Source organism: Microbulbifer sp. MLAF003, assembly GCF_030012965.1.
Taxonomy (GTDB): domain Bacteria; phylum Pseudomonadota; class Gammaproteobacteria; order Pseudomonadales; family Cellvibrionaceae; genus Microbulbifer; species Microbulbifer variabilis.
This window is the reverse complement of record NZ_CP120232.1, coordinates 3,752,822-3,766,786: the sequence shown is the minus strand read 5'-3', so window position 1 is coordinate 3,766,786 and position 13,965 is coordinate 3,752,822. Positions and strand designations below refer to the sequence as shown.

The window sequence follows — 13,965 nt, the reverse complement described above, 5'->3', positions numbered from 1 at the left end:
TCAATCAGTCCTCGGTTATTGCGGGGGCTTCTGCCGGCCGTAGTGACGCGTATCCAGGTAGGAGGGGAGATAAGGTTTCAAAATCTGGCAAACCATACGGTATACCCACAGTGCCAGAGGGAATTGTGGGGCTTATACGGACTTCTGCACGGTATGTCCCGCAGCTAGTCTCCAATTCAATCAATTCCCGTTGATGAATGTCGAAGGCTTTAGCATCTATATGGTTAACCATTACAAAAGGCGCCTCAATGACCTCGGAAATACCCATTGCCTGGTTACTAAGCTCTTCGGAACCAAATAGCCGATATAGCGGTAACATTTGTACATGGCTGGGATCAGCAGCCACTTCTGGAGGTGTGCTAGGTGCGGGCCATTCCGGCATAACCCGCTGAGGCCGTTCAATCCTGATGCCCGAGGGGCCGCCTCTGCGTTCACCACCAACCTCCTCTTGGAACTTGAATATCGATTGGTTGGAGTTCCACCCGGGCGACCAGATATTGGCTTGCAGCGGGGATCTGTTGGGATTGTGGATTCCCTCCATGCTGAAACTCATCGGAGCATCAGGGTCCTGAAGTGGAGGATTCTCTGAAACCTGTTTCTCCGCGTGTATTGCTGTGCGTCCACTGTAGCGGGCGCTTTGGCGCGCTACTTTTAGGCCATCAATACGGAAATCTTCATCGGGCCCGAGCGAGTCGAGAGCCTTAAGTACCGGAAATTCCCGTGTAATAGCATCGCTGAGGTCTGTGCTGTGCTGCCATTCGGCAATCGCTGACAGGTTAGCGGGTTTCTCTGTACAGAAATTTACCGCATCCATCAGCCAGCGCCAGCTTTCCTGGATAAATCCCTTGCCCTCGTAGACAGCATAGAAGCGCTGGGCCAATCCGTTATTATTGATAAATGTACCCTGGGATTCCGCAGTTGCCGAAGCTGGAAAAATCCAGTCTGCGCGCTTGGAAGTAGGGTTAAGAAGAGTATCCAGCAGGATAATTTCGTCAGCTTGTGAAAGTAATTGCTCGAGGGACTTCTTATCCAGGCGTCGATAGAGGTCATTCTCAAGAATCATCAGGGATGTAGGGATTTGATTGTCAGTATTTTTTTCAGGCGTTCGAGTAACTCGTCAAGATTCCCTTTTCCATCATTAAAAAATTGGATAAGTCCTAAACTGTTGACCTCATCGCAGGCCAAATAGAGCATGGTAGGTTGTTTTTTGTAATCGCTTAACGCTGTGGCAACTTGGGCTGCGCTTTTGAGTGTATCAGCGTGTTTGCTCGATGTTCCCGAGATGATTAATGGCTTACTGGCACCGCGAAGTATTTCGGCTGTATGAGTAATCAATTCAAGTAGTGATGGTTCAAGGTCTGGAGACAGGCTTGTTGGATCAGAAATTGCCAAGGCGAGGTTACAGGCGAATGAAGCAACTTTTTCAGGTGATTCAAATAATGTATTAGAGGTTATTTTCTCTAAATTACTCAACTCTGTTCCAGCAAAAATAATCGGACTGTAATCTCCCTCCAGTTGCCTTACAGAGGAATCTTGCCACAGTGGAATTTTCAGTGATTTTGCTTGCTGTTTCTGCCGATTGCGTGCGGCCTGGCGAACAGCTAAGGAAATACGTGGTGCGGTATTGTATATATCCTCACCGAGAATCAGTATCGCATCGGCATTCTCAATTTCCGGTGTAGAGGGGCTTTGAATTCGATCATCTTGCTGGATGGTGCTCACCAGATGCAGAAGTTCCTGATCTCTTTGACTCAGGCCTGAGTAAAAATTACCAGAACCTACCAGTTTTCGCAGTGCGTAGTTATTTTCCAAAGAAGTGCGTGGAGATCCAATTCCAATCAGGTTTCTCTTACCTTGATTGGCCATTGCTATTTGTTCCGCCAAATGGAGGACCGCCTCTTGAGGGTTTATTTCCCGATGCAGACGGTCGCCTTTTTCCGCCGTAGAACTGATTACGTCCTCTTGGCGAACAGAGAGCACATTTTGGATACGAGTGGCACTGTTAATATATTCGTAGCCAAAGCGCCCCCGGTCACAAAGGAAATAGCCATTGATATCGTGGTGATAAAGGTTGGTGATCCGTCTCAATATCGGCTCATTACTGTTGCCAGATTCCCTGGCTCCCGGTGCAGTGTTACAGCCCACAGCACAATGCTCACAAACAGATGGAGCTGTCTGCAAATCCCACTTGCGCACAAAGTGCGAGCTGAAGGTTTTGTCGGTAAATACGCCAGTTGGGCAGACCTCGACTAAATTTCCGCTGAAGCCATTTTCAAGCCTTCCCTCTTCCTGGCGGCCGAAATAGACCTGGTGATTTCTTCCAAGTGCTTGTAGGTCTTCTCCACCGGCGTAATCATTGTAAAACCTGACACAGCGATAACAGGTTATACAGCGATTCATTTCATGGTTAATAAAAGGGCCCAGATATTGGTTGCGATGGGTGCGCTTGGTGCCCCGGTAACGTCGCATGGTATGGCCAGACATTTCTGTCATGTCCTGGAGATGGCACTCTCCACCCTCTTCACAGACCGGGCAATCGTGTGGGTGGTTGGTCATCAGGTCTTCGATAATACTGCCGCGAAACTCCTCCGCCACCTCATCCTTGACGCTATAAATACCGCCGTCACGGATAGGTGTCATACAACTCATAATCAGACGGCCATGCTGGTCTTCACTATCTTTATATTCCATCATGGCGCATTGCCGGCAAGCGCCCACTGAACCCATTTCCGGGTGCCAACAAAAATACGGCACATTGAGCCCCAGTGTCAGGCAGGTGCTGAGCAGGTTCTGCTCACCGTCGACTTGGTATTTTTCACCGTCAATAGTGATGGTTGGCATCGCTAGTCCATTATTGTTGTATCGATATCAATTCAATTACTGATCTGATAGTGGCCTCTGCTGATGATATAAATTGAATTTATTCATAGGGGCAGCAATGGTTTTCTATGTGGTCGATAAAATCCTGCTCGAATAGTTTCAATGCACTTTGCAGTGGCTCGGCAGCCCCTGGAGCAAGGGCGCAAAATGTCTTACCGGGGCCAATACGCTGGCACTGCTCGCGCAGCAGATCTAAGTCTTCCGGTAAACCTTCGCCGTCCTCTATTCGTTGCAGTATTTTTACAACCCAGGGCAGGCCATCCCGACAGGGGGTACACCAGCCGCAAGATTCACGGGCAAAGAACTGGGAGAGGTTCAGTACCAATCCCACAGGACAAGTCTGATTGTCCAGAACAATGATTGTGCCTGTACCCATACGGCTTCCGGCTTTACCGATGACGTCATAATCCATCGGTAGGTCCAGATGCTCAGGCCCCAGAAAGTCCGTGGAGCCACCGCCGGGCAGGAACCCCCTTAACTCCAGTCCATCCTGCATGCCACCAGCATGTTTCTCGATTATTTCCCGGATAGGAGTGCCCATTGGAAGCTCCCATGTGCCGGGGTTGTTTACTTTACCGCTGACCCCGAAAACCTTGCTGCCAGCGTCCTCTCCGCGCCCTAGGCCTCGGTACCAGTCAACTCCAAGCTCAATCAGGTGGGGGATATTGCAGAAGGTCTCCACATTATTGACCACTGTGGGTTTACCCCACAGTCCGCTCACCTGGGGGAAAGGCGGCTTTGCTCTAGGAATAGCACGGCGTCCTTCCAACGCATTTAGCAATGCGGTTTCTTCGCCACAGATGTAATTACCCGCACTGCGGTGTACGAAGATTTCCAGGCTAAATTTGCTATCAAAAATATTACTGCCAAGAAAACCTTGCTCCCTGGCTTCTGCGATCGCGTTTTCCAGGCGCTCGGCAGCTAAATGGTATTCACCGCGAATAAAGATGTAACCAATAGAAGCACCTATGGCATAGGCGGCTATTGCCATACCTTCCAAAAGCAGGTGAGGATCGCGCTCCATAAGCAGGCGGTCCTTGAAGGTGCCAGGTTCCATCTCATCTGCATTGCAGACAATAAATTTTTGTTCGGGAGATCCTTCACCCCTGGGAACGAAACTCCATTTCAGGCCCGTATTAAATCCCGCGCCTCCACGGCCGCGAAGCCCACCATCCTTTACTTGCTCAATAATTTTATCCGGGGCCATGGTGTGAGCTTTACGCCAACCCCTATAGCCGCCATTTTCCAGGTAGCGTCCAAGATCCGCGGCGACATTTTGGTCGGTGACATTTTTAGTCAGGGGATTTGTCAGCATGGTATTTTTTCTTTTTATCAATGAGATCGTCGATGGCCGATTCATCGAGATTACGGTGCATTTCTTCACCCAGCATCAGAACCGGTGCTTTGTCGCAATCCCCCAGGCAAGGCGTTTCCAATAAAGTGAAGATACCATCTGCGGAAGTTTGTCCCGGTTCTATAGCCAGGGTTTCAGTAATGTGTTTTTGCAGACGGTCACAGCCCATAACCCAGCAACTTGCGCTCTTACAAAGATAGATAACTTCCTTTCCCACAGGCTGGCGGAAAATAAGTTGAAAATAGGTAGCTACACTTTCCAGCTCAGCAACGGGGATATCCAAGTAATTGGAGATAGCCTGGATAGTATCGTCAGAAATCCAGCGGCGATGCTTTTGTACAATTCTCAGGGCCTCCAGCCCCACAGAGGATTTGTTCTCGTAGTGAGAAGCCTCCCGATCAATTTCCTCTTTTTCCTCGGCTGTGAGAGGCCCGGAAAATTTGTCTGAATCCCTGTTGCTATGCTCCATTACTTCGATTGGTTCCGGTTCTAGTAAGCTGGACATATATGCATCCTCAGGCGAAATCGCGGAGGCATATGTGATTCACCTGTGTTGCACATGAACACTGTGGCACTGGCGAATAGAAATTTCCTACGCACTGGTCTCCTCCGCTGCGATGCGACCTGAGGCCGCGTATTTATTATTTACCTATCTACATCAGCCATAACAAAATCAATACTGGCAATAATTGCGATCAAGTCGGCAATTAGCAGTCCCCTAGACATCAGTGGAATCATCTGTAGATGCGGAAATGAGGGGGTGCGAATTCTGGTGCGATATGACGTAGTGCTGCCGTCACTGATAATTTGGTAACTATTTAGCCCTTTCGTCGCTTCTATTGGGAAACATACTTCCCCGGCTGGCATTACCGGCCCCCAGCTGTTATTAACAAAATGCTGGATAAGAGTCTCGATATCCTGCATGGTGCGCCCTTTGCGAGGGGGCGTGGTTAAGGGATGATCGGATTTATAGGGTCCTGAGGGCATATTCTCCAGGCACTGGCGAATTATTCTCAGGCTCTGCCACATTTCATCCACTCGTACCCGGCAGCGATCAAAACAATCCCCGCCATCGTAAGTGGGAATATCAAATTCGAATTGATCGTAGCCGCTGTAGGGTCTTTTTTTACGCAGATCCCACTCCAGACCTGTAGCGCGCAAGCCTGGCCCGGTGACACCCCATTCCATGGCTTCTGCGGTATTGTAGACGCCGATGCCCCTGGAGCGACGTTGTAACAATTTATTCTTGATAACCATGCCATCGTAGTCGCGCAGACGTGCGGGCATATAGTCGAGAAATTCCCGCACCATCTTGTCCCAGCCTTCAGGTAAATCCTGGGCAACACCACCAATGCGGAACCAGGCCGGGTGCATGCGCCCGCCAGTGATTGCTTCTACGATGCCAAATAATTTTTCACGATCAATGAACATATAAAAGACGGGAGACATCTGTCCCACGTCCTGGGCGAATGTGCCGAAAAATACCAAATGGCTGGAGATGCGGAAAAATTCGCACATCATTACCCGAATGACCTGGGCACGTTCGGGAACCTGAATTCCAGCCAGTTGCTCAAGGGCCAATACGTAGGGCAGGTTATTCATAACCCCACCTAGGTAATCGATGCGGTCTGTGTATGGCACATAAGTGTGCCAAGCCTGGCGCTCCGCCATTTTCTCCGCACCGCGATGGTGATAACCAATATCCGGCACGGCATCCACGATTTGTTCGCCGTCTAGTTGCAATGCTACGCGGAAAACGCCGTGGACACTGGGATGGTTTGGCCCCAGGTTGAGGAACATAAACTCTGAATCCTCATTGTGGCGAGCCATCCCCCAATCTTCCGGGCGGAACAGCAGGGCTTCCTGCTCACGGCGCTCCTTCTCCTCGGATAATGAGAAGGGGTCCACCTCTGTAGCGCGAGCGTGATGATCTTTCCGTAATGGATGACCTTTCCAGGTTGTCGGCATCATAATACGCTGCAAGTGCGGGTGGCCGTTAAAGTGGATTCCGAAAAGGTCCCATACTTCCCGTTCATACCAATTAGCGTTTTCCCAGATACTGGTAATCGATGGCGCAGACAAATGAGATTCAGGAAGTGCGATCTTAATACGAATAAACAAGTTACGGCTAAAAGAAAGCAGCTGGTAAATAAGGGTGAAATCACTGGCTGGTTGCTTTTCAGGACCCTCCCCACGATTAACCCGCAAGCGCTCATCAATAGCGCTGAGGTCGTACAGCATGGCAAAGGGGCGGGAAATATCCTGTTTGAGAAAGCTTAATAGCGGTATTAGGGATTCGGTATCGACCCACAGCGTGGGCATGTCATTGCTGTCAGGTTGCAGCCAATAATTATGCCGTTGATATTCACGGTTCAGGTCTTGCAAGAAAGCCCGGGCTTCTTTGCTATAGGGAGTCTCGCTGTGGACACTTTTTGCTATGACGCCTGTCATCGGGCATTCCGTTGTTATTGTGTTGTCTGTCAGCGGCAACAGTGTGGCTATACAGTATCTGGTGAGCGCAAAACATCTGCGCGCATGCGCTCCTCACGGTGCAGGTCACGTTGGCTTTGTTTGGGGATTTTCCTCGTACCCTGCTCATCCACCACCCAGCTAAAGCTGCGTCTCTCTGCGGCAACTGATTTTTGTAAAAGAGTAAGTCCCTGTAGCAGCGCTTCTGGTCGGGGTGGACAGCCCGGTACATACACATCTACCGGAAGGAATTTATCCACACCCTGTACAACGCTATAAATATCGTACATTCCACCGGAGTTGGCGCAGGAACCCATGGAGATAACCCACCGAGGTTCAATCATCTGTTCGTACAGGCGCTGCACTACCGGAGCCATTTTCAAGAATACAGTTCCGGAAATCACAATAAGATCAGCTTGACGGGGTGTAGCGCGAATAACTTCTGCGCCGAAGCGAGAAATATCATGACGGCTGGTAAATGCGGTAGCCATTTCCACATAGCAACAGGAGAGTCCAAAATTAAATGGCCACAGTGAGTTTGAACGACCCCAAGCGACAAGCTCTTCCAGTTTTGCAAGCAGGATATTTTTCTTTAGATCTTCGGCTATTGCACCGTTTTCCGCTTGAGAAGAATCGGCGGCAATTACATCTTGGGCTTTGCTTAACTGCCAACGCATAGCATATTCCTATGAGTGTTTATTGATGATTTTCGCGATCAATCAGGCTCTTTTGATGGCCACCCCATTCCAGCGCACCTAGTCGCCAGAGGTATATCAGGCCCACCAGCAAGATCACAATAAACACGGTGGCTTCGATAAATCCAAGTAGTCCTGTTTCATAAAATGCAATAGACCAGCTAAACAGATAGATAGCTTCCAGGTCGAATACGATGAATAAAATGGCAACCAGATAATAGGCAACAGAAATACGTAATCGGGCACTACCTTGAGAAATAATGCCGGATTCAAAGGGCTCGTCGGTGGCGGGGTCTCTGCGCTTCTGGCCAAGGAAATAGGAAAGTCCCAGCATCAATACGATTAATGCAAGCACGGCCAGGCAGTAAACTATTAGTGGCCATACTTCCGGGTTGAACTCTTCTGGATAGTTCAACGTATTTCTCCCCGATTTTCTTCTGGGCCTGAGCCCGGGTTAACCACTGATACTGCGACGAAATTTACAGCGCAAAAATATTGAATGGGGATGCTTTCAGGCAAAATGAAAGCTGATTGAATAAGACGTTCTTATTCTCTGTTTATGGCTATATCTTGGGCGCTTCTATTATGGGCCCATACATATAACTGATCGTTCACTGTTTATAAATCGTTGCGCCACCAAGCGCCAGTACGGCCAAGGAACTTTTAATTCTTATGCACCCCGTTCTTATGAAAGGTGATTCTGTAAAAATAAGCGTCAGGTGGAATTTTACGAAAATTGGGCAATAAAAAGAGGGCTGAGCCCGCTAGCCAGATTTTTAATGCATTGTAGGGATTAATGTAACTCCCACCTTTGGATCAAAGGATACTCATTTCCATCAGCTGCTGCTGTAGGCGCTCCTGGGCACTTTTCATGTGGGTGAATTTATCTTTTTCCTTGGCGACAACTTCAACCGGTGCATTTCGACAAACTTCGGGTTATTGAGCTTGCTTTCGACGCGAGGGAGATCCTTGGATAATTTTTCGATCTCTTTTTGCAAGTGTGTGCTTTCAGCTTTGACATCAATCAGGCCGGCCATAGGCACCAGCAGTTCCATATCGCCCACCACAGAGGAAGCCGCTAGTAAAACTACGAGCTGACGAACAGAAACATCCTATAAGGTTTAGCCAGGAGGTGCGGTGGCCCAGGACACCGAAGCCATGTGGCCTAACGGGTAGAGTCAATGATGCAGTTGTGTAGTGAAAGTTTACGTTCTTATCTGGGGGATCTGCTTAACTTGCCGCTATGAAGCTGTCAGTATGGCCGCTGACTCATAACTAGGCTTAACCTGATAGCCACCATCGCGGGGATAGACATAAGTGGTGAGATATAGCAGCGCCTCGGTCAGTAATGATCAAGGCGATTAACCAGAAGGCAGCCGATGGCATAGTAGCCTAATGCCAGGATCAATATTTTGGATGCGGTGAAGGTTTGAACCCAAAATCCACGCGTTAGAAGGCAGGTCTAGCCTACCGATATGTTTCCAGTCGGATAAAGTTGAAGTAGCGCACTGCCATGACACTTAACTCAATTGAAGAACTGCTCAAGGCTATCGTTGGGCAGAGATGTATTACGGGTAGGAAACTGCCCATGGTGGACACGTATGATGGGTAGTATGAGGGACGGTAGCCAGAAACTACCGGCTACTCGATTTAGATTTTTTTCTCGCTACGATGGAGAATATATGCCAATGATGCGGTGCACCATCTGTAGTTTCTCCTGAAAGGTCATGTTCAGTCCACTTTAATAACTCAAAGTTACTGAGGTGTTTTCTTATCTTCGATTCATTCATAACCAGAGTATCGCTCCAAAATGCTTCCTTATCATACTCAGGCCCAGCCATTGTATCTTTTGGCCCTAGGAATGAACCGCAAAAGATCCCGCTTTCTGTCAAAGAGTTAGTTATTTTCAACCAAACTGACTCAAAATCTTTTTCAGGACAAAAGAAAAGACTGGCATCAGCAACTACCAGAGAGGACTCAGGATAATTGAAAGTATTAAAACTATCCCTGGATAGAATAACCTGCTCATCATCTTTGAATCGTTTACGACATCTAGATATAGATTCATTCTCGATATCAAAGGCATGAACTGTGAAATCATTACTGCGTAAATAAGCTATATCTGATCCTGCTCCACAGCCACAATCAACAGCAATCTTTCTTCCTTTTACTTCGCTAAGAGCAAAAATTAAATCTTCTCGAGTATCACTATGTTCTGTCGAGTCATAATAGTTGGAGATCTCTCTCGTTGACATTCCCTATCTCCGATGAGTAGAAAATCTAACGTCACCAACAGCGGCCGAGCGTAGTGAGATCCAGGCCCGAAGGGGCGATGCTGTCTTTACTTGGTACGCCCAGCATGGGCGTAAACTAATGGGGCGAAAGTCCCCTGTAGAAAGATCAACATTTAATGCTAACTACTAGCGAATGGCAACTGCAACACCGCGCGCTCTTATAGGGAGGAGGCTGCTAGCAAGACTATGAGCTGACGAACAGAAACATCCTATAAGACCTAGCCAGGAGGTGCGGTGGCCAAGGACACCGAAGCCGGGTGATCTAACGGGTAGAGTCAATGATGCAGTTATGTAGTGGAATGTCATGCTCTTATTTGGGGAGATCTGTTTAGTTTGCTGCGGTGAAGTTGTCAGCGTGGCCGCTGACTTATAAGTAGACTCAGCCCGCTAGCTATAATTATAGGGATAGATAAAGGTGGTGGGACATTACAACGCCTCGGTCAGTAATGACCACGGTAATTAAACAGAAGTTAGTCAACGGCATAGTAGCCTAAAGCCAAGATTTATACCTTGGACATGGTGAAGGCCTGAACCTAAACCCCACGAGTTTAAAGACAGGACTAGCTTACCGATAGGTTTCCAGCCGGATAAAGTTGAGGCAGCGCACTGCCATGATACTCAACTCATATGAAGACCTGCTCGACACTATCGTTGGATGGAGATTCTTTACGGATAGGGAACTGTCCATTGCTGGCTCGCACAATAGGTGGTGTGGGGATCGGTAGCTAGAAACTACCGACTACCCGATTTAGGGCTTTCACAAATCATCCTCTGTTAGTTTGGCCATAAAGTCATTAAAGGAATTTGCCACTGGAACAAATTCATTTCTCAACAGTTTGAACTTGCAATCTTCAGGCAAACTTTCTAAATTGTTTATGACTTGAATTGGTTCAAATTGAGCCAATTCATTTGTTTTCTTTACTTGGCCTCGATCAAAGCCATATTTTTCTAGAGTATTTAATAGTTTCTGGTCGTAGTAACAGTAGCCATACTTCTCTAGCATAAATTTACGTCCAACTATCGAATACATATAGTTGTCATAATAGTAATAGACCTGACCAAAATCTCTTTGGTCAGTGGATATTGCAAAGAGACTACCAAATGATTCTTCCTCGTATGCAAAAGACATCATATTGTCAGGAAGAACATCAAAGTTTTCTTTAGAGTTTTCATTAGAGGCAAACAGTTCTGGCCAGTTTAAATTTGAAGGTTCATTACCGTCAAAGCGGTCATACCAAACGCCAAAAATGCCAGCCACATTTGCCTTTTGTATGAATGGCAAATCAGTTTTAATCTGGATTCCAATATCCAAGTCTTCATCATTAGGCGAAAACAAACAGCCGTTTGTTTCTTGTAGAAAATCGCCATATTCCCTTGGAAATTTTTTGTATCCAAATCTTTCTTTAAGACGATTACTAACGTCCAAAATATCATCTGGAGTTAACGAAGGAAATTGAGGTATAACATCTATATTTTTAAACATATTTAGATTTCTTTAAAGTGTCCTAACAGGGCTAGCAGGGGTAGACAGAGCACGTAGCGGTTTGGCTGCCGCTCTGGCTGTCTTTGTTATGAACTAGTTAAACTCCCTTGGGCAAGGCTCAGACGCACCTGGCAACATTGTAATAGTGGCGTTTCTATTAAAATCTTTCGAACTACCATTCTTGGTAAGATATGTGAAATACCCCTCTTTATATACACACCAATTCCAGAAATATACCTCTGCACCATGAATCATTCGTGCTTCAACTCTCCATTCCTTGATTTTGGGAAATGCTGCCTCTCCTCTATAGTTAGTATCTATACTCATTCTTGTTTTTTACGAACCCGTAAGGATATGCATTTGAGACAAGCGTAACAGTCGCATCCTGTAGCGGCTCACCTGATTCGTTTTGAACTGTAATCATTGATGCTGTCTGTAATGTTTGTTAATGAGATAACAGCCCGACAACAAAAACATAGCTACCACGATAATTATTTTTTTGATACTAAGAGCCATAACGCCCCTCGAAAGCCCTGCTTCGTCGAACGGTATGGCGAAAAACGAGGTACGCGATAGCGTAGAACACTGCGATACACAAGCCAGTGTCGCTGGCCACCATATCCCACAGCTTTGAGCGCGAACCCGGTTCCGTTAAAAGCAGTACAGGAGCCGCGAACTGGAAGAAGAAGTTGTGAGCAGCGTGGGCGATGGCGGCAACCCAGACTGATCCGGAGCGCATTCTGAGCTCGCTGAATACAAAACTCATGGCGATAACACCGAGGCTATAGATCAACGCCATGAGCAACGTATAATCTGTCTGGTAGAAACCTCCGTAAGCAATGAGTGGAAGATGCCAGGACGCCCATACAAGTCCGCTGACGAGATAGGGGTTCTTAACACCACCACCTACCAACTTTGGCAACAGGAATCCTCGCCAACCGAGCTCTTCCCCAAATGCGCCAATCAGGCCGAGCACTAGGACGGATAGAAGAACAGGGCTGAGTTGGATCAGTTGTTCCAATGACATCAGCGAGAATTGCCGGACATCGAGGGCTGCAGATACCAGACTCGTTAGCAATACTAATAGGAATGGAATTGCGACGGCATAGACGTAGTAGCGTCCCTTTCCGATCCGAAAGCTGACATCTTCATATCCAGATTTCAGAATGAGTCTCAGCACTATGGAAAGAGCGCCAGGGATGCACATCAGGGCGACTATCCAGAGAGGGCCGAAGCTCCTGACACCCCCGCTGGCGATGATGAACGCCTCAAAGCTCCAGCTAATTACAAGCACTGAGACGATGAAGACTAATGCTTGGTTTCTGTCCCTCATCATACCTCCGTGTATTCAACGGCTAACGCTTTGCACGCAGGCGAGCGAAACGTAGTGTAGCGAGTCCAGCCTGCGCTTTTTGCGGGCGATTGTGTCGTAACTTGGTAGGCCCAGCATGGGCGTGAATTAATGGGCTGAAAGTCCCTTGTAGGAAGATTACAGTTTAATGGGTCCATTAAATGCTAACTACTAGCGAATGGCAACTGCAATACCGCGAGGTCTTGTGGAGAGAAAGCCGCAAGTAAAACTACGAGCCGACGAACAGGAAAATCCTATAAGGCTTAGTCTTCTGCTGTGAAGTTGTCAGCGTGGCCTCTGACTCGTAAATAGGCTCAATCCGCTAGCGACCATCGCGTGGGTAGAAATCAAGTGGTGGAATATAGCAGCGCCTCGGTCAGTAATGATCAAGGTGATTAAACAGAAGTTAGCCGATGGCATAGTAGACAAGTGCCAGGATTAATATCTTGGACATGGTGAAGGCCTGAGCCTAAATCCATGAGTTAAAAAACAGGGTTAGCCTACCGGTATATGTCCAGCCGGATATAGTTGAGGTAGTGCACTGCCATGACACTCAACTCAAACGAAGAGATGTTCGACACTATCGTTGTGTAGAGATTCATTACGGACAGGGAGCCGCCCATTGCGGGCCCGCAAGAGGGGTTGTGTGGGGCCGGTAGCTAGAAACTGACGGCTACCTGATTTAAGTGATGAAACATGCAAAACTAAATAGTATTTATGTTAATCTTCTTAACATAAATTAATTCACAAGCTCCTTTTCCAGTATCTTCACGAGTTTGTGAACTTTTCCAATACCAATTATCGGTGGTAGATTTTACGTTTACCAAACTCCCTGATATTTCTATAATATCCCCCTTACGAATTTCATCAATGAGGCCTTCTATAGCATCGTTACCAGGAATGAGGTGCATATTAGCACTATGGGTTTCAATTTCTCTTCTAGGTATTGGAAATGAGTCTACCCGCCACCAATAAAATCGACGTGATTGTGATATCTTAATTTTTTCTAGGATACTCTCATCAGACATATTCCCCCAACCTAATACTAAATCAGTAGGTGAAAGCTCTGCTTCTCGACCAGTGTGATAGTTTTTCTTTGATAGTACTTTTGCTTTAATTCTAAATTCTGCAATTTCCGTAATATTGTATTTTCCAAAACTGAAACCAAAAATCGAGTCAATTTTCTCCTGCTGCGGTAGCTCAGGTGCCATTACACCAGGCCCAAACGACACCTCAGGTGAGTGGTTGTAAAATTTCCAAATTCCACCAACTATCAAAACAAAAAAAAGTGCTTTTTTCATATTTATCTAAGATTCACATAACGCTTAAAGCAAGCGCGTATTTATGCGTCGCCTTGCCTTTTTTGGTGCGCCCAGCATGGGCGTGGACCAATGGGGTGAAAGTTCACAGTAGGAAGATCACCGTTTAATGGGCGCCAT

At 47.2% G+C, this 13,965-nt stretch carries 12 protein-coding genes; all 12 read right to left on the bottom strand.

What is annotated here, in order from left to right; genetic code table 11:
- Positions 1-4 precede the first annotated feature (4 nt).
- Positions 5-1,063: a molybdopterin dinucleotide binding domain-containing protein gene (locus P3339_RS18055; protein WP_282951442.1), complete on the bottom strand. Its 1,059-nt coding sequence runs from the start codon at positions 1,061-1,063 to the stop codon at positions 5-7.
- Positions 1,063-2,841 (bottom strand): NADH-quinone oxidoreductase subunit NuoG, encoded by a 1,779-nt coding sequence (gene nuoG / locus P3339_RS18050; RefSeq protein ID WP_282951441.1) that lies wholly within the window; start codon positions 2,839-2,841, stop codon positions 1,063-1,065. The genes P3339_RS18055 and nuoG overlap by 1 nt, the downstream gene beginning before the upstream one ends.
- Positions 2,842-2,920: 79 nt before the next feature.
- A complete protein-coding gene (gene nuoF / locus P3339_RS18045; protein WP_020412201.1) occupies positions 2,921-4,195 on the bottom strand; it encodes an NADH-quinone oxidoreductase subunit NuoF in 1,275 nt (424 codons plus the stop codon).
- A complete protein-coding gene (gene nuoE, locus P3339_RS18040; RefSeq protein ID WP_282951440.1) occupies positions 4,173-4,739 on the bottom strand; it encodes an NADH-quinone oxidoreductase subunit NuoE in 567 nt (188 codons plus the stop codon). Before nuoE ends, nuoF begins: the two co-directional genes overlap by 23 nt.
- A 140-nt stretch (positions 4,740-4,879) precedes the next feature.
- Positions 4,880-6,685 (bottom strand): NADH-quinone oxidoreductase subunit C/D, encoded by a 1,806-nt coding sequence (gene nuoC, locus P3339_RS18035; protein WP_282951439.1) that lies wholly within the window; start codon positions 6,683-6,685, stop codon positions 4,880-4,882.
- Between the two features lie 47 nt (positions 6,686-6,732).
- On the bottom strand, positions 6,733-7,380 hold the full coding sequence (locus tag P3339_RS18030; protein WP_282951438.1) for a NuoB/complex I 20 kDa subunit family protein: 648 nt from the start codon (positions 7,378-7,380) through the stop codon (positions 6,733-6,735).
- 19 nt (positions 7,381-7,399) lie between these two features.
- Positions 7,400-7,813: an NADH-quinone oxidoreductase subunit A gene (gene ndhC, locus P3339_RS18025; protein ID WP_020412205.1), complete on the bottom strand. Its 414-nt coding sequence runs from the start codon at positions 7,811-7,813 to the stop codon at positions 7,400-7,402.
- A 454-nt stretch (positions 7,814-8,267) separates the two neighbouring features.
- Positions 8,268-8,453, bottom strand: coding sequence for a hypothetical protein (locus tag P3339_RS18020; RefSeq protein WP_282951437.1), 186 nt, complete (start codon positions 8,451-8,453; stop codon positions 8,268-8,270).
- A gap of 579 nt (positions 8,454-9,032) precedes the next feature.
- The gene (locus P3339_RS18015; protein WP_282951436.1) at positions 9,033-9,653 is read right to left on the bottom strand and encodes a class I SAM-dependent methyltransferase; all 621 of its coding nucleotides are present in this window, start codon (positions 9,651-9,653) and stop codon (positions 9,033-9,035) included.
- Between the two features lie 796 nt (positions 9,654-10,449).
- Positions 10,450-11,175, bottom strand: a complete 726-nt coding sequence (locus P3339_RS18010) for an SMI1/KNR4 family protein (protein WP_282951435.1) — start codon at positions 11,173-11,175, stop codon at positions 10,450-10,452.
- A gap of 505 nt (positions 11,176-11,680) precedes the next feature.
- Entirely contained in the window at positions 11,681-12,511 is an 831-nt protein-coding gene (locus P3339_RS18005) for a CPBP family intramembrane glutamic endopeptidase (RefSeq protein WP_282951434.1), read from the bottom strand.
- Between the two features lie 719 nt (positions 12,512-13,230).
- The gene (locus P3339_RS18000) at positions 13,231-13,827 is read right to left on the bottom strand and encodes a hypothetical protein (RefSeq protein ID WP_282951433.1); all 597 of its coding nucleotides are present in this window, start codon (positions 13,825-13,827) and stop codon (positions 13,231-13,233) included.
- Between the last annotated feature and the right edge of the window lie 138 nt (positions 13,828-13,965).